Source organism: Pseudoalteromonas sp. L23, assembly GCF_021728455.1.
GTDB lineage: Bacteria > Pseudomonadota > Gammaproteobacteria > Enterobacterales > Alteromonadaceae > Pseudoalteromonas.
The window spans coordinates 321,937-338,958 of record NZ_JAKKCW010000001.1 but is presented as its reverse complement, the minus strand read 5'-3'; the positions used below and the strand labels follow the sequence as shown (position 1 = coordinate 338,958).

Below are 17,022 nucleotides of genomic sequence, written 5' to 3'. Positions count from 1 at the left end.
AACAAGGTTGGATATAAGGAGTCAGTGAAATGAAGGTATGGTTGGTTATTAGTATTTTGTTTTTTAGCTGTAATAGCTTTGCTAAATGTGAAGATCAAGGATTTAGACAGTTTGATTTTTGGCTTGGAGATTGGTTGGTAACGAGCGTAGGAGGTCTTGAGTCTGGGCGTAATCGCATTACCCGTGCGTATGATGGCTGTGTTATTAAAGAAAGTTATACCAATGAACTTGGGTATCGTGGTGAGAGTATAAATATTTATGATGCATCCACTCATCGTTGGCATCAAACTTGGGTGGATAATAGCGGACTGTTGTTACGGTTGGATGGTGAGCTTCATGAAGGGAAAATGGTATTACAAGGGGATAGGAAAAATGCAGCAGGTATTAAGGTGACGGATAAGATAACATGGACTGCGAACCCAGATGGTACGGTACGTCAGGTTTGGCTGAGTAAGCAAGGGGCTGAAAAGTGGCAAATAGTATTTGATGGATTGTACAAAAAGGAGACTGAAAAATGAGAAAACTGATTATTAGCTTTATGTGGTTTGTTAGCAGTATTTGCTATGCCCAATCGGAAACGATCACACAGCAAGCACTGATGGTAAATCAAATGTCAGCAGACGCTTACACCATAGTGGACGTACGAAGCCCTGAAGAGTTTGCCGCAGGACATATCAAAGGGGCAATAAACATTCCTTTTAACGAGATTGAGACGCATCAGGAAGAACTGACTAAATTGACTGATACACCACTCGTTGTGTACTGCCGCTCTGGGCGTAGGGCTGGCATCTTTATTGAGGCACTAGCGCCAAAAGGCTACACCTTAAAACACCTAGAAGGTGATATGAATAAGTGGCTGGCGGAGTCTTTACCTGTGGTGAAGAAATAGGGGCTCCCTACTTTTTGAGTAAATAGTAGCGGGTAAAAACAAAAGGTAAACGGCAAAGCTTAATAAGTTTTGGTCACTGCCACACTTGAATTGCGCTTCAAATAACGGCATATAACTAAAAAAGGAACTTGAAAGAGTTGGTAATATAAATGATAATCACTATCGTTTTCATAATGAAGTTAATTTAGGGAAAAACGATGTGCTCTTCATCTTCACGTACAATAAATAATTCTTTAAAACTCTCTCTTTGCGCCACTTTTGTGCTGTTCTCACTACACGGCAATGCACATGCCGCTGAAGTTGCTGATGATACGTTAGCTGCTGATGCCGCGGGTGATGGTAGGGCTCAAGAACTAGAGCATATTTATGTGACTGGTACGAGTGTAAAAAATTACACCGAGTCTTCGAACAAAGCGGCATTAAAAATGATTTTATCACAGCGTGAGACGCCTCAAGCGGTGACCGTTATCACAAATCAAATGATGCAAGATTGGCAGACGGTTAACATTGATGAGATCTTGGAACATGCAACGGGCTTTTATGCAAAGCGGGGAGCCAGTCTTGATAGGACACGTTTTTCTGTACGTGGCGGTGATGTCAATTTAATCCAAATAGACGGTGTGCAACAGTTCCCAGGTGGCCGAAGACCAAATGTAAATGGTGATGCGGTTGCTTATGAGCGTGTTGAGATTGTACGTGGTGCAAATGGTTTATTAACTGGCGTTGGTGACCCAACCGCGACCGTAAACTTAGTAAGAAAACGTGCAACAAGCGATGAGTTTAAGGGCAGTGTGGCGGTTTCGGCTGGTAGTTGGGATAATTACCGCGCAGAGGTGGATGTGGCGAGTGGGTTAAACCAAGAGGGCAGTATTCGCGGCCGCTTTGTTGCTGCACATTATGAAAGAGATTCCTACATTGAGCGTTATAGCCAGGAGAAAACGTCTATATATTCTACCGTTGAGGCTGATCTGACCGATTACACCTTATTGCGACTCGGTGTGGAATATGCTGATACTGCTTCAAAAGGGGCGATAAATAGCCACTCTCAACCTTACTTTTACGCTGATGGTAGTCGCTATCAGGGACGCCGTGGTGACACCGGGATGACGGCAAAATGGAGTAGCTGGCCAATCGAAGAATACACCTATTTTGTTGGGCTTGATCACGCGTTTGAAAACGATTGGCAACTCCATGCCATCGCGACATACAATACCATTGAGATGCAAGGTGGGCAGCTCTTTTTCGTTTATCCTGATGGGCCTATTAACCCAGATGGTAGCAGCGATAATGGATTCGGTTACAGTGCTGTAATAAGTAGCTCCGAAGATGAACAAAAGACAATAGACTTGTCACTCCAAGGCCCGGTTGAGTTATTTGGTCGTACGCATGATGTCATTTTCAGCTATAACCAATTCAAGCGGGAGCGTACGTCATTTGGTAATGAAGCCGACCAGACTACTATTTCATTAGAAGGGTTAAATTTTCACGATTGGACAGGTGACGTGCCGCGCTATCCATTTAAAGATTTAGGCCGTGATAGTTTGACGGTAACAGACTCTAATGGTGGATTTGTGGCCGTGCGTGTTAACCCGCATGATGATGTTAAACTTATTGTTGGCGCTAGGATCACCAATTGGGAGTACGATATTGACCTTTATGATCCTAATAACGGTAAGTTTCTTCGTAACCGCTATCATGAAAAGGTGGATACAGAAGTCACACCTTATGCCGGGCTCGTGGTTGATATTAATGAGCAATATAGTGTTTACGCGAGCTACACAGAGGCATTTCAGCCGCAAGCCTACTTTGATATCAATGATAAAATGCTCGACCCAAGCACCGGCGAAAGCTATGAGCTCGGGGTAAAAGGTGAGTTACTTGATGACACCTTGAACTTTACGGCGGCGGTGTATCGTAATGTTGAAAATGGGCTTGCGATTGTCGATCCAAACTACCCAGACAGCTATCTAACTCCGCAGGGCAATAGGCCATATATTCAGCGCGGTGAAGGCGATACGACAGAAGGCTTTGAAGTTGAATTTACAGGCTCTATCAATGAGCAGTGGAATATCAGCTTAGGGCTATCAAAACACAAAACTGAATCAAAAGATGGCAAAGAGCTGTTAACGGATCAGCCCAAAGAGCTCATAAACCTGTATACCACCTATAACTTTAGCGAGTTTGTTGACGGCTTGACTGCGGGGCTTGGAATTAATTGGCAAGGTAGCTTTTATGCAATACCACAAAGGCCATTGCCGGGCGGCGGTAGCGAGGCGTATAAGATCACACAATCTTCCGGAGCGTTACTTAATTTAATGGCAAGATATGAAGTGAGTGAACAGCTTAGTGTGTCGCTTAACTTCAACAACCTACTGGATGAAAGTTACTACAACAGTATTTCATCTTGGGACGGCTATGTAATGCACGGCGAACCGTTCAATTGGCAATTAGGGATGCGCTATAGCTTTTAATGAGTCAACCTAAGCTTGGGTGACTTAAGCTTAAAATACGGAGTGCACCGCCGAGGCGGTGCATTTTTTTGCTTCAAAATAATAAGCAAATTGGCATTAGATTTTGCATTGTTCCGCAACTCCGTTATTATATGAATTATATATGATATGTATATGGTTTATATAAATGGGTATCGTAAAAATTTCAGATGAACTACACGATGAGATCCGTGAAGCAAGCACTGTGATGTCGCGCTCAATCAATTCACAGGCTGAGTTTTGGATTAAAATTGGGCGACTTGCCGAGCGCAATCCAACGCTTACGTTTACAGAGATCATTACGGCAGAAATGACGCGAGTGAAGTCACAACAGCCAAAAGGAAATTGAGATGCAAGAGGTTACTTTCAAAACCGCTGATGAGATCCAATTGATGCGCGAAAGCGGGCGATTGCTTACGCAAGTGTTTGACTATATTGATAGTTGGATTGAACCCGGAATTTCTACGCTAGAGATTAATGACAAAGCGCACAACTTTATTGTTGATGAGCTTAAAGCGCGTCCTGCCAGCCTTGGTCAATATGGTTATCAGTTCGTCCTTAATAGCTCTGTGAACGAGGTCGTGTGCCATGGTGTGCCGAGTAAATCACAAATCTTAAAGTCTTCTGATATTGTAAACATCGATATTACGCTTGAGAAAAATGGCTTTATCAGCGACTCCAGCAAAATGTATGTGATGCCAGACGCATTACTCCCAGCCAAAAAGTTAGTGGCAACGACTTACCAAGCGATGTGGGCTGGAATAAAAATGGTTAAACCTGGAGCAAAGCTTGGGGATATCGGTTCGGCTGTACAGCAAGTGGCTGAAAAAGCCGGCTACACTGTGGTACGCGAGTATTGTGGTCATGGGATCGGTAGAGAAATGCATGAAGCGCCAAATGTACTGCACTATGGCAAAGCAAATACCGGGATGACGCTAAAGCCTGGGATGACCTTTACCATTGAGCCGATGATCAATCAGGGTAGCGCAAAAATTAAAACCAAAAAAGATGGCTGGACTGTGGTAACCCGAGATAAAAAGCTATCGGCGCAGTGGGAGCATACTGTGTTGGTAACAGATGACGGCGTTGAAGTGTTAACCCTAAGAGCGGAAGAAGCGTAAGCAGTGCTGTACTTACGCTTGTTTTAATATCAAGTGGGTATAACGACCTAGAGATGCATAGGGCTCTTGGCGATTGTATTTAAGCTCTAAGGCGAGCAAAGCGTCAAAATCTTCATCCGCCTTACTCAACTCCCTTAAATAGTCATGAAAACAGCGAACACCGGTTTTTTGCATAACGCTGAGCTTTGCCTCATTAAGCCAAGTTGCCATATCAGTTTGGCTAATTGGTTTATTGGGACTGAGACCTACTTTTTGCTTTACCTTAAGGCCTTTTTGCACATAGTCGAAGTTACCGTACACCATATTGGCCATCAGATGCGCCTCATGGTTGAAATACATGAGCGAAAGCAAGCCAGTTTCGCTCAGCTGCGACTTTAGCAGCATAAGCGCACTTTGTTGCTCAACTAGCCATTCAAGCACCGCATGGCACAATACTAAGTCGAATTGTCCTAAGTTCAGCGTATCGAGCGCTTGCAGGGGCGCGTGGATAAAATGCAGCTGGTCACTCAGTCCGGCTTCATCCGCGCGCGTTTTGGCAAGTTCAAGCATCTCTTCAGAAATATCAATCACAGTGACATGGTGGCCAAGCGATGCTAAATAGAGCGCCAATTGCCCTTGTCCGCCGCCAACATCTAATATGCGTTTGCCACTTGATTGCGTTAACCAGTCAACTTGTGCGCTCAAGTCACGCTTGAGCACTGCTTCTCTGATTTTGCCTTTATTGGTGCCATAGATATTGTTTTTGAACTTGTGCGTTAGTTCAGCAAAGCTTTTATCTGTCGGTGCCGGTTTTTGCTGCTGCTTTTTTCTAGCCATATGCGAGATCACTTAATTAAGCAAAGGGGTATCAAACCGGGTTGTCGATATCAATAAATTCAACATCCAAACCATACTGCGCTGCCAAATATTCACCAAGTGCCTTCGCGCCGTAACGCTCTGTGGCATGATGTCCAGCCGCGATAAAGTGGATCTGTTGCTCGTTTGATGAATGAATGGTTTGCTCTGATGCTTCACCCGTTAAGTAGGCATCAATGCCTTGGCTTGCCGCGAGATCAATAAAGCTTTGCCCACCACCTGTACACCAAGCGATGGTGCTGATTGGGTGATCGCCTGCAACATTTAAGAGCGGCTTTCTACCGAGTTTTTCTTCAACTAAAGCGGCAAAATCAACAGCAGTCATTGGCGTCGTTAATTTACCTTTTACCGCTACGCTATTTTTATTCCAAGGTTCAAGCGGTCTTTCATATTCAAGCCCAAGTAGCTTACCGAGCTGTGCGTTATTCCCGAGTTCAGGATGAACATCCAGTGGAAGGTGGTAAGCGATTAAGTTGATGTCATTGGCAAGCAGGGCTTGTAGGCGGCGCTTTTTCATGCCCGTAACACATTGATCTTCCCCTTTCCAAAAATAGCCGTGGTGAACCAAAATGGCATCTGCACCTCGTTCAATAGCGGCATCAATTAAAGCTTGGCTTGCGGTAACACCCGTGACGATTTTTTGGATTTCGTCTGTTCCTTCCACTTGCAGACCATTTGGACAGTAATCGCTAATTTGAAATGGCTTCAGTAATTCCGTTAATTGATTCACTAATTTGGTTCGTTTCATAACACCCCCTAACTCTTAGATAGCGCTAGTTTAACTGGTTTTACGATAGATCAAAAAGGGAGAATATCGTGGGGGTGGAAAAGAAAAATGAGCCGCTCGTCCATGAGTGAGCTCATTGGGCTAGTAACTGGTTTGTTATTAAGGGTTTGTCACCTCGACGTCTTGTCCTGTTTGCAGGCGCTCAGCACCGCGAACGGCGACTCTATCACCGGCATGTAAGATATCGCTGGTGCGGGGAGTAATTTCCACCCATTGGCCTTTGCCATTGCCGACGGTGACAGGAATTTGTTCGGCTTTATTTTGCTCATCTATTTTGACGATATGGGTGCCTTGTTTACGTAATATTAAGGCGTCCCGGTCAACCAGCAATACGGCTTGTTTGCTGGTGAGCGGCACCGCTACATCAACTAATTGACCAATTGCCCACCTATGGGTTTGATCTGCTGCGAGTGTTGCACGCACTTCAACGGTTTGTGAGCGCGGATCGGTTGAGGGGATCACCGCTGTGACTTTTGCTGACGTGTTATCTGGCTGCGATAAATCACCAGAACGGATTGGCAGCGCTATGCCTTTTTGCAAAAACTTTAAGTATTTAACGGGCACATATAGGCGAACTTCTAGATGATGGATATCTAATATGGTGAGCAGTTCGTCGGCGCGGTTTATTTCTCGACCCGCGCGCTTAAAACGTTCACTGATAACGCCATCAAATGGTGCACGGACCGTTGCGCGAGTCAACTTATCGTCAATAACCTTAAGTTCGACTTCTGCTAAGGCGATATCCGACAGCGCTAGGTCATGTTTATTTTGCATTTCATCGACTTGACTCTCTGCCGCACTGCTGGTTTTTGCGAGCTTCTTTAATCGAGTCAATTCTTGTTGATATAAGCGTAAATTGATCTTGGCTCGATTTAATAATTCGGCTTGGCGGGCCTTATCGAGTTCCAGCGGAAGTGTGTCCATACGTACTAAGATTTCGTCTTTTGCGACACTGGTACCGGGTTCTGCTACGTACAACAAACGGCCACTAACTCCGGCGGTCAGCGTCACGTCGTCTTTCCCATACAGTGTGCCACTAACTTCAATTTCGCTCGTGAGAGGGGCTTTTGTCACTTCTGCGACGGTGACTGGCACCACGGCGATGGCTTGTGGCGCAACGATCCCAGCACATAGTGCTAGGGCCTGAAGTGTCTGTTTTATCGGGTTTTTCATTCTGTTCTCACTACTTACTGATTGGCAACTAGGCTGAGCGGGGCTTTGGTCGTTGATTTGTTTGTTTCGGATGGCGGAGTTTGCCGCCCAAGTTGCAATAAACTCGGCATCAACACTAAGGTAAATAAAGCACTGATAGCCATACCACCGACGATGACAGTCGCAAGGCCGCGGTAGATTTCTGAGCCTACGCCTGGCATGAGCATTAGTGGCAGCATGCCAAACAGACTGGTTAAGGTGCTCAAGTAAACGGGCCTTGCTCTTAGTAACACCGCTTGTCTGACCGATGCTTCACGGCTCATACCTGATGCCATCGCAACGCGAGTCTGATCCACCAGCAAAATGGCATTATTAACGACCAGCCCAAGCAAGATGATAAAACCTATCATGGTCAGTAAATCCAAGGACTGGAAGGTAAAGAGGTTTAAAATATACAGAGCCAGCACACCACCTGCGATAGCCAGTGGCATCACTAACAATACCAAGGCGCTGTCTTTGGCAGACTTAAATAGCGCGGTCATTAACAAGAACAAAATGAACAACGCGAGGACAAAATTCAGTGCCATTTCTTCCATTGCGGAATTCATCTTTTGTGCATTTCCCGCCAAAATAGCACCCGCACTGGCCGGTAGGCTTGCGCGCACTTTTGGCATCACCTGTTCACTCAAGATGGTTTGCACTTGCTGCAGGCTCATATCAGCCGGAGGCGTGACAACAATGCTGACTGTGCGACGACCATTAACACGCCGCAGTTGCGTCGGGCCAACTGTACGTTCTATATTTGCCAACTCGCCGAGAGTTTGAATTCCTGACTGAGGGGTTACGATAGGCAAGGCTTTTAGTTCCTCAGGGCTTTGCCAAGGGATACCACGAAGAATAACGTTCATACGCTCGTTACCATCAAAATACTCATTGACGAATAATCCACCGGTATAAGCTTGTACCGCTTGAGATACATCTCGACGCGTTAATCCCGCTTGGGTGATCCTGCGATCGTTAGGCGTTAATCTAAGCTCTGGCTCTGCCATATCCAATCGCGGCTGAGGTCTGGCCGTTGCCTCAGGGAGTGCGGTTTGCACAGCTTGTAGAGCCACTTGAGCAGCTGAGATTAAGTCGTCCATATTGGGACCTGTAAGGTCAATATTGATATCGCGACCATCGCCGCCATTGGCGACTTGGATCATGGAGCCGCGAAAGAAAAATACTTGAGTATCGGGAAGGTCAACGAAGATTTCTTCTCTGGCCACTTTCATCAGTTCTTCAACACGTTGAGGGTCGGCTGAATAGATAAAACCGCCAGCATTAGAGCCAAACGCATAGAAATTAAAGTCTTTAATACCAGGTTCTTTTTCGCCTTGGTAATAGGGCATTAAGCGTTTTTTCACGCGCAGCAGCAACTCTTCTTCCATAAACTGTACGTTGCCACCAGGTGGTGTTACTAGGTTAAAGAAAAAGCCATCGGTGGGGGCTCTTGGCATAAAGTCAGTTTTTGGCAGCATGGTCATGGTTGCAACCACCGAGCCACCCAGTAATACGCCAATCCAAGTAAGTTGCTTTACTCTGTTATTGGTCAACTTCATGATGAAGTTGGTGAGCTTTTGCCAGTATTGATGATAAGGATCTGGTTTTAGTTCAGAGTCTGGCCACAAATAGTTTGCCAGTGGAATAAGGGTAATAGCACACAACATTGACGCAATAACGGCAATCGAGAGTGTCAGTGCTAAATCAGAGAATAGCTGTCCCTCAATACCCGCCATAAAGAGAATAGGTAAAAAGATGGCGACGCTGGTGGTTGTCGAAGCAAATAATGCTCCTGTCACTTGGGCAGCTCCTTTTAAGGCGGCTTTTTTGTTATCGAATCCTTCAGCTCTTAAGCGTGAGATATTCTCTTGGACTATGATAGCGGCGTCTAGTACAAGGCCCACTGCAAATGCCAATCCCGCCAACGAGATCACATTTAGACTACGGTCAAAGATATTAAGTGCGAGAAAGGCGACCATCAATGAAATGGGGATTGTAGCTGCAATCACCAAGGTTGCTTTTAAGCCTCTAAAAAATAGCCACAGAATTAAACAAGATAAGAGTACCCCAAGGCCTAAGTTACTTTTTACTAAAGAAAGTGCATTACGAATGTGGACGGAGGCATCAAAGCTGAGCTCAATCGATAAGCCATTTTCAGCCAGCGGCCCTTGGTTTAATTCATCAATTGCAAGGTTGATTTCATCAAGCAAGGCAACGGTATTTGCTTCGTTGGCCCGAGAGAGCCGAATATAATAGGCCGGTTTACCATTGCGGCCACTCATGCCCAAACGGTCTGAAAAGGTGCGCTCAACACTTGCAATATCACCTAAGTAGATTGGCCTGTCCCCAGAGTAGCCGACACGCATTTGAGCCATACTGGAAAGGTCATATTGGCCAGTGAATCGCACGGTATATTGACGACGCCCAACGTTGGCAAGACCTCCAGAGGTATCGCGAGAGCTTGCAAGTACATTACTGATTTGATCTAAACTAATACCAAGCGCGGCGGCTTTGTGCGGATCAAAGGTAACACGCAGCTCTTTTGGCCGCTCACTCGCTAGATCGACACGTGCCACGCCGGGAATTCGTGCAAGTCTTGGTTCAATAAACTCGTCGATTTGCTTTTGAAACTGCGCCATATCAAAATCGAGACTATTTGCCTGATAGTCTTTGGGCGTGACCAACAAAGTGGCTGCTGCTTCACCGTTATTACCGCCGGCGAATACGACTGGGTCTAGCGCATCAAGTGGCAACGGTGGGGCTTGATTTAAGCTTGTTAGTACATCTAGCATCGCTTGTTGCATATTTGCACCCACCGCAAATGTTAGCGTAATAGAGCCATTACCACGATTGATGTTGGTATTAACCTCAAGTGCGCCAGGTGTGTTTTTTACCGCATTTTCTAGCGGTTCGATGATCACTGATTCTATTTCTTCTGGGGCGGCTTGGCGCCATCCCGAGAAAATCGTGATCTGTGGTTGCTCAATATCTGGCGTCAACTGAATGGGCAGTTTAAATATACTTAACAGCCCAAATAAAATAATCAACACCAAGATGACAATTACACTCGCTGGGTTTTTTAGCGAACTGCGTGTCACATTCATCGGTACGTTTCCAATCTTGCTTTTTCTGCATTGTAGTGTGATGTAAAAAAAGTGCCAGTAAGGTGAAATTTACGTTTGCTAAAGCTAGCGCTAAATTGGCAAAAATAAGCGATAAAGTGCGGTTCTGTAATACCTTGTAACGCTTTTTTATAGTTTGAAAAACTTTTTGATCTGAATTAAAGGCAATTGAACTTGCACTAGTAAGATCAATAGAAGTGGCTAAACTTAGCTGGGCATGATCAGTTCTTTGCAATAATTGATAAATGATGTTCAAAAGGAGGTTATATGTACGTTGCGTTGAAATGGGACCATATTATCGGGGCACATTTTGTGCAGTGGATTGTCGTAAAGTGCAATGGTATATCGGATAAATTTGGATTACCTCAAGCCTTACCACCTAGGCGTGATATTGCCTATTTCACTGATCCTCAATCGGCGGAGCAAGATGCTAAACAATTTGCGGATTACAAAAATACCGGGCAAATGGCGGATATTGAAAAAAAATACTCACCTAATTTGGGGGAGCACCATGGCTTTTGTCACTATGCGTGGGATCACACCTATCTCGGTGAATTAGTAAAGCACGCTGTGCTCTATTGGGAAGATGGCAAACACTTCTCACCTGAGCCATATCGAAGCGATATTGCTTATTTTATCGATCCGCAAACAAGTGAAATGGATAGTATTTTCTTTGCACAATATAAACTAGAGCGAGCAAGGTTGCTTAGGCAGAAGCAAGACGCAGGCTAATACCAATTGGTATAGCATATCGACTCACCTCATCGATTGATGAGGTGAGTTTGTCTAAGCAATTACTGAGCGTTGTCTATATCACTTTGCGCGTAAGTTGGGTAGTCACTTGGTTTAAAGCGATTGAGGTTATTGAGGAAACGACTGTCTTTAACGGGCAAGGTGGCGGAGCCATAATCATATTGATTGAGCTTGTCTCGTAATGCCGTGTTCGAAATTCCATCTCCAGCCATTTTGTACCAACTGATGATAGCGGGTGTGACAAAGCGGTGATAGTTGTTTTCAGCGATTTCATTTGATTTGGCAAAGCGCAGTGCATGGGTCAAAATGCCGTCTTTATGATAGACAATTTTTAAGTGGCCATTTTCGAATGGTAGCTCATTAGCAGGTTTAGTGAATAAGTCGCCATGTGCGCTATAGCTACCATGTGTAACTATCCCATCTCGAGTCCATACCGCTGCATATTCCCAGTCATGGCGGTGACCACCACCAAAGTAGTCGAACACTTGGTCTTTTTTGAAGTAAAGTGCATAGAAGTGTCCACAATACTCGCCGTTAGTTGTTGTTTTACAGGCGTAGCGGTGCACAGTATTAGAAGTATTTAAAAATTGATTATCTCTGCAATCTCCTGTGATGCGGCCCGATGTTTTTAGCCCTGAATTTTGCGCGCCAGTTTTACTGATCCCAGCACTCGGCAGGCAACCATCACCATCAAAATCAAACACAGGTTCAGTACCGTTGATAATGTAGGGTGCTGGGAGGGCTTCGTCTAATGCAGCAAAGTCATTGGCGTAAGCATATTGTGCAGACGCAGCAATAATCGCGAGGGACAATAAAGGGAGTTGTGTTGTTGTCATACAGCTTTCCTTAATAAACGCGGTTGTGCCGTTTTGCACAACCGCTATTGATTAGAATCTAAGGTTAAAAACTAAGTATGACTTAAATGTATATTTAATGTTAAGTTTTTTGTTGGTTATTCAGCTTGTTTTGAAAGTCAGATCTGACAATTTCAAGTGCAGCCATGACTTCCTCCGCAGGAAGATCATGCTCCTCTAACAACATAATGAGGTCGACGGCAAGCTTTACATGAGTTGGCGCTTGTTCTAAAGGGGTACTCATACTTGAAATTGTTCCTTTTTAGCGATTTGTGAAATGGCAAAATCAATCGCACGCTCTACCGCCTGTTCCATTTTTACACGCTCGGGCTGAGGCAGGTAAAACTCCATGTCGACATCGTAGCGAATATAACGCGATGGTAGTTGGTTCAATACAGTACAACAAAAGTCAGCCATTACGTCTTCATCATAAATTTTATCTAACTTACGACGGACGATATGTTCGACGACCAGCTTCTCATAATAATTATGAATATCATCATGTAACTTCATACAGCCTCCTGCACATTCCTTTTAAGTTTATATCATAATAGCGGGGTTATCGAACAAAGCCAAAAAGGTTTGTTGATGTATATCTACAAGATGATCAACGTCGCGCTGGTAGCCCCCACCCAGAGTAAAAGCTAATGGGATATTGAGGTGATGAGCATACTCAAAAACAATCGAATCTCGAGCTCTAACACCTTGCTTTGAAACACTAAAGTGTCCTAGTTCATCGCCTTGATAGACGTCTGCACCAGCGTTATAGAGGATGATGTCTGGCTGGTATAATCGAACCGCCAGTTGTAAGGCTTCGCGGACGGTTGCCACATATTGCGCATCCTGTGTATTCACAGGTAAGGCAAAGTCCAAATCGGATTGCGGTTTAATGCGAGGAAAGTTACTTTCACAGTGGATGGAGCAGGTAATGATATCGTCTCTATCTGCAACGATCGTTGCTGTGCCATCGCCTTGATGTACGTCACAGTCAAAGATCAGCACTCGCTCAACCCGTTGATGTGCAATGAGCGTTGCCGCGACCACCGCCCAATCATTAAATATGCAAAAGCCGCTGCCAAAATCGCGATGTGCGTGATGATAGCCGCCGCTTAAGTTTGCTCCAAATCCATATTCGAGCGCATACTTTGCTGCCGCTAAACCGCCACCTAGAGAAATCAAAGTGCGTTCAACTAGTTGCTCACTCCAAGGAAAGCCCATTTTCTTAATTGCTTTTTCGCTCAACGTGCCGTTTAGAAAGCCATCAACGTAATTACCGTCGTGGCAAAGTTGCAGTGCATCAGCTGTGATTTTTTGCTCGGGTTCTTTGATAAATTTAGCAAATTTACTGGCGTTTATTCGTTGGTATAATTTTTTATACTTGCTGATAGGGAAGCGATGCTTTTCAGGCAGGCTCAACTCGCTATAAATAGGGTGGTAGTACAGCATTAACGGCCCTGACTTTTCTCAACTTCTTGAATTTTTTGCTCGGTGGCGGAAATGGCTTTTCTACAGCGGCCAAGGCGGGCATGAAGGGCTAATATTTCGGCATTGAGCTTGGCAGCTTGAGTGGGATCTGCTTTGTCCATCTGTAGTCTTCTGAGATCAATCATTTCTTGCAGTCGACGCTCAAATTCATGATTTTGTGACAGCTCCTGATATAACTCATGGGACGACTGCATAATCTTCTGCACTGCCTTCTTATACACTTTGGCTTTTTTTGGTGTATTCAGTTTGTTTTCTTTCGCCCAGACCGGGGTTGATTTTAACACCTTCAACACGGCTTCCATTTGTGAACCTATCCGCTCGATGGCAAATGTAAAGGCGTGGCGCTGCGCACTTGGCGGTAGGTGGGACATTGCTTCTGCTATTTCTTCAACATAGTCGCTGAGCTTTAAGCTTTTAGTTCGAAATACACGGGCATCAAATAAGCTGGGCTGTGCCTGCATATAACGATTCTTATCAAACCATTTCGCGGAGTCAAATTGCGCTGCTTGTTGCTTTAAGCGGCTGACTTGTTGCTCAAGCTTGATAAGCCCTGTGCTCACGAGAAATAAGCCTCAAAAATGAGCTTGCCAGCAAGTACAATAACCACAGTGTTAAAGAGTGGTTTGATTAGTTTGTTGCCAAACTTAATCGCAGAATGCGCACCAAGCCAAGCTCCAAACATTAAAAAGGCGCCCATGGTGATACCCAGCATAAAGTTAACATGACCCAAGGCTACAAAGGTGATAAGCGAGATAAAGTTGGAAACAAAGTTCATTGAACGAGCAAGACCACAGTTTAAAAGTAAGCTCATTTTATAGAGCATACTGTTAGACGCAGTCCAAAACGTGCCAGTACCAGGCCCTGCCATACCATCAAAAAATCCCAACGATAAACCTTGCGCCCACTGCTTGATTTTGAGTGCTCGATTCGCTTCTGGCAAAGTATGGGAATCTGTTGGGCTTAGCCTACCGACTAAGCTATAAATTGCGACAGCGATGATAATAACGGGGATAAGTTTATTTAAAAACTCGATACTTAAAAAGTCGACAAGTAATGTGCCCAATACGGCACCTATCGCAGTGGCAATAATAGAGCCAATCCAAAAGCTAGGTTTGAATAACTGCTTTTTGTAGTAGGTAAAGCTCGCGGTTAAGGAGCCAAAACTCGCGGCGAGCTTGTTGGTACCTAAGGTTAAATGCGGAGGAAGGCCAGCAGTAAGCAAAGCTGGTACGGTTAGCAGCCCACCACCACCTGCAATTGCATCAATAAATCCAGCAGCCAGTGCGACTAAGCAAAGTAACCCCCAAGTTGTGGGATCTAAAGCGAGTTCAAACATTATTAATCAATTTGCCTTTTGTATGGTGGCAGAGTATCAAGCATGGCTTTGCCATAACGTTTTGTAACTAAACGTCTATCTAAGATGGTGATACGGCCGGAGTCTGATTCCTTACGCAGCAGTCTACCACAGCTTTGTACTAATTTCTTTGCAGCATCGGGTACCGTGATAGATAAAAATGGATTCCCCCCTTTACTTTGCACGAATTCCGCTTGGGCTTCCTCAATAGGGGACGTTGGCACGGCAAAAGGGATCTTAGTCACCACGAGGTTCTCTAAGTATTTTCCGGGTAAATCTAGTCCCTCGGATAAGCTTTGTGTACCAAATAAGATACTGCCACGACCTAAGTCGATATTTGCTTTATGACGAGTGAGTAGGGCGTCACGGGAAAGCTCACCCTGTACCAAAATATTGAGATTTTTACCTCTTAATTTTTCTACCACATGATTCATTTGCCAATAAGAAGCAAACAGTACAAGGTTAGCCTTACTGGTGTCTAAATAGGTTGGCAGGGCATCCGCTAAATAATCGCTAAAGGCTTTATCCGTTGGATCTGTTTGGGTTTTTGGCAAATGCAATGTCGCTTGATTGGGATAATCAAACGGAGAATCAGCCTTGATATATTTAACACCAGGCTCTTTTGCCAACCCACTTTCGTGGGCGAAATGATCGAATGTGCCCAAAGCACTGAGGGTTGCGGAGCAGAGCACCGCGCCTGCACACTCTCGCCAGAGGTGATCCTTCAAATAATAGCCGACTTCAATCGGACAATCGCAAAGTAAATGGTCGTGATGGTGTTTGTATTCTAAGCGTTTTATCCACCTTGCATGTGGCACGCTGTCGCCTTTTCGAGCATAGCTAAACCAGAGTTTGTTGAGTTGCTCAAGTCGGTTGATATATTGACCGCTTTCAACCAATAATGGGTCGGCTAAAAAAGCTTGTACATCGCCGTCTGAAACATCGCCCGACAGAGCATCATGCATCTTGGTAAGGCAACGCAGTGCATCTTGCGTGGCATCCGCAATATCTTTTGCTTTTACGGTGAGCGCTTCAGGTACTTCGCCATGACTAAAGCGGTAGGTATCGTCATCGTTATAAGTAAAGTCGCTCTGATCGAGTATATCCCTTACCGCTCTAAGGTACTTCGCAGCGTCATTGGCTGCATCATTCAGTTTGAAATTCTGCCCAATGGCTTTTTGCGAAACCACGGTGTTTGCCATCTTTCCGCTAAACTTAAGTAGCTTTTCAAGCCACTCGATAGTGCCTTTAATCGTTGCCGCTGCAGAAGAAAAATCTCTGGTAATATGAGGCAGGTGGTGCGCCTCATCAATTACGTAAAATGTTTCTTCTGGTTCCGGTAATATCGTTCCGCCACCTAGTTCTAAGTCGGCCAGTAACAAAGCGTGATTAATCACCAACACATCCATTTGTGCAATCTTTTGTCGAGCTAAATGAAAAGGGCATAAGTGATGAGATTTTAGTTGCCGTTGGCAGGCGTGTTTATCACAAGCGATAACATTCCAAACTTTATCTGGAATTGTGTCTTCCCAGCTATCTCTATCACCTTGCCAGCGCTTTTCTTGGTAAGCAAGTGCCAACTCTCTTAAACACCTTTGCTCCATTTGAGAAAGCGGACTGCTGGTTGTCGGCATCATCGACATTTGCATCTCATCATCGCTGACGGCGGCCATCAGTTTTTGTACACAGATGTAGCGTTGACGGCCTTTTACGAGGTCAAATTTAAAGTCTATGCCTGAATGTTCTTTTAAAAATGGCAACTCTTTGTTGATCAGCTGTTCTTGTAAAGCGACGGTTGCAGTCGAGATGACGAGTTTCTTTTTACTTGAGAGTGCAACAGGAAGCGCGCCGAGTAGATAGGCTAAAGATTTTCCAGTACCTGTTCCTGCTTCAATCACGCAAATACGTTGAGTGCGGTGATAATCACCAGAGAGTGTTTTTGCGATTTCGGCGACCAGATAATTTTGACTCGGACGAGGACGAAAGCCATCTAAAGCGGAGGCGACATTTTGATGTGCTTGGCGGATGGTTTTTTTTAGTTTGTCTGAGAGCATAATCTATTTAGCCTAGAGTTCTGATATGAAGCAAGCCTACCACTTGAGTCTCGATTTTTAGTTAA

At 44.8% G+C, this 17,022-nt stretch carries 17 protein-coding genes; 6 read left to right on the top strand and 11 right to left on the bottom strand.

Going from position 1 to position 17,022, the window contains the following annotated elements:
• The first annotated feature begins 29 nt into the window (after positions 1 to 29).
• The 5 genes from L3V43_RS01555 (at position 30) to map (ending at position 4,499) form a co-directional block, all read left to right on the top strand.
• Complete coding sequence (locus L3V43_RS01555) at positions 30 to 518, top strand: hypothetical protein (protein ID WP_235366610.1); 489 nt, start codon at positions 30 to 32, stop codon at positions 516 to 518.
• Entirely contained in the window at positions 515 to 889 is a 375-nt protein-coding gene (locus L3V43_RS01550) for a rhodanese-like domain-containing protein (protein ID WP_130125958.1), read from the top strand. The genes L3V43_RS01555 and L3V43_RS01550 overlap by 4 nt, the downstream gene beginning before the upstream one ends.
• Positions 890 to 1,086: 197 nt before the next feature.
• Positions 1,087 to 3,360 (top strand): TonB-dependent siderophore receptor, encoded by a 2,274-nt coding sequence (locus L3V43_RS01545; RefSeq protein WP_237115852.1) that lies wholly within the window; start codon positions 1,087 to 1,089, stop codon positions 3,358 to 3,360.
• Between the two features lie 166 nt (positions 3,361 to 3,526).
• The gene (locus L3V43_RS01540) at positions 3,527 to 3,727 is read left to right on the top strand and encodes a ParD-like family protein (RefSeq protein ID WP_010606564.1); all 201 of its coding nucleotides are present in this window, start codon (positions 3,527 to 3,529) and stop codon (positions 3,725 to 3,727) included.
• A 1-nt stretch (position 3,728) separates the two neighbouring features.
• Positions 3,729 to 4,499 (top strand): type I methionyl aminopeptidase, encoded by a 771-nt coding sequence (gene map / locus L3V43_RS01535; protein ID WP_237115853.1) that lies wholly within the window; start codon positions 3,729 to 3,731, stop codon positions 4,497 to 4,499.
• Positions 4,500 to 4,511: 12 nt separating this feature from the next.
• Here the strand turns inward: map and L3V43_RS01530 are convergent, their stop codons facing one another.
• The 4 genes from L3V43_RS01530 to L3V43_RS01515 form a co-directional block, all read right to left on the bottom strand.
• Positions 4,512 to 5,315, bottom strand: coding sequence for a methyltransferase domain-containing protein (locus tag L3V43_RS01530; RefSeq protein ID WP_237115854.1), 804 nt, complete (start codon positions 5,313 to 5,315; stop codon positions 4,512 to 4,514).
• A 31-nt stretch (positions 5,316 to 5,346) separates the two neighbouring features.
• On the bottom strand, positions 5,347 to 6,102 hold the full coding sequence (locus L3V43_RS01525) for a Nif3-like dinuclear metal center hexameric protein (protein WP_237115855.1): 756 nt from the start codon (positions 6,100 to 6,102) through the stop codon (positions 5,347 to 5,349).
• A gap of 138 nt (positions 6,103 to 6,240) precedes the next feature.
• Positions 6,241 to 7,314, bottom strand: a complete 1,074-nt coding sequence (locus L3V43_RS01520; RefSeq protein WP_235366612.1) for an efflux RND transporter periplasmic adaptor subunit — start codon at positions 7,312 to 7,314, stop codon at positions 6,241 to 6,243.
• Between the two features lie 14 nt (positions 7,315 to 7,328).
• Positions 7,329 to 10,439 (bottom strand): efflux RND transporter permease subunit, encoded by a 3,111-nt coding sequence (locus tag L3V43_RS01515; RefSeq protein WP_237115856.1) that lies wholly within the window; start codon positions 10,437 to 10,439, stop codon positions 7,329 to 7,331.
• A 285-nt stretch (positions 10,440 to 10,724) separates the two neighbouring features.
• On the opposite strand from L3V43_RS01515, the gene L3V43_RS01510 reads away from it, so the two are divergent.
• Positions 10,725 to 11,189 (top strand): hypothetical protein, encoded by a 465-nt coding sequence (locus L3V43_RS01510; protein WP_102057251.1) that lies wholly within the window; start codon positions 10,725 to 10,727, stop codon positions 11,187 to 11,189.
• A 62-nt stretch (positions 11,190 to 11,251) separates the two neighbouring features.
• On the opposite strand, the gene L3V43_RS01505 is transcribed toward L3V43_RS01510, so the two are convergent.
• The 7 genes from L3V43_RS01505 to dinG form a co-directional block, all read right to left on the bottom strand.
• Positions 11,252 to 12,046: an NPP1 family protein gene (locus L3V43_RS01505; RefSeq protein ID WP_237115857.1), complete on the bottom strand. Its 795-nt coding sequence runs from the start codon at positions 12,044 to 12,046 to the stop codon at positions 11,252 to 11,254.
• A 100-nt stretch (positions 12,047 to 12,146) separates the two neighbouring features.
• The gene (locus L3V43_RS01500) at positions 12,147 to 12,308 is read right to left on the bottom strand and encodes a DUF2496 domain-containing protein (protein WP_010606572.1); all 162 of its coding nucleotides are present in this window, start codon (positions 12,306 to 12,308) and stop codon (positions 12,147 to 12,149) included.
• Positions 12,305 to 12,577, bottom strand: coding sequence for a late competence development ComFB family protein (locus L3V43_RS01495; RefSeq protein WP_010606573.1), 273 nt, complete (start codon positions 12,575 to 12,577; stop codon positions 12,305 to 12,307). Before L3V43_RS01495 ends, L3V43_RS01500 begins: the two co-directional genes overlap by 4 nt.
• Positions 12,578 to 12,604: 27 nt before the next feature.
• Positions 12,605 to 13,510, bottom strand: a complete 906-nt coding sequence (locus tag L3V43_RS01490; RefSeq protein WP_237115858.1) for a histone deacetylase — start codon at positions 13,508 to 13,510, stop codon at positions 12,605 to 12,607.
• A complete protein-coding gene (locus L3V43_RS01485; protein ID WP_237115859.1) occupies positions 13,510 to 14,109 on the bottom strand; it encodes a primosomal replication protein in 600 nt (199 codons plus the stop codon). The genes L3V43_RS01490 and L3V43_RS01485 overlap by 1 nt, the downstream gene beginning before the upstream one ends.
• Positions 14,106 to 14,885, bottom strand: a complete 780-nt coding sequence (locus tag L3V43_RS01480; RefSeq protein ID WP_010606576.1) for a TSUP family transporter — start codon at positions 14,883 to 14,885, stop codon at positions 14,106 to 14,108. Before L3V43_RS01480 ends, L3V43_RS01485 begins: the two co-directional genes overlap by 4 nt.
• 2 nt (positions 14,886 to 14,887) lie before the next feature.
• A complete protein-coding gene (dinG, locus tag L3V43_RS01475; RefSeq protein WP_102057249.1) occupies positions 14,888 to 16,957 on the bottom strand; it encodes an ATP-dependent DNA helicase DinG in 2,070 nt (689 codons plus the stop codon).
• Positions 16,958 to 17,022 lie beyond the last annotated feature (65 nt).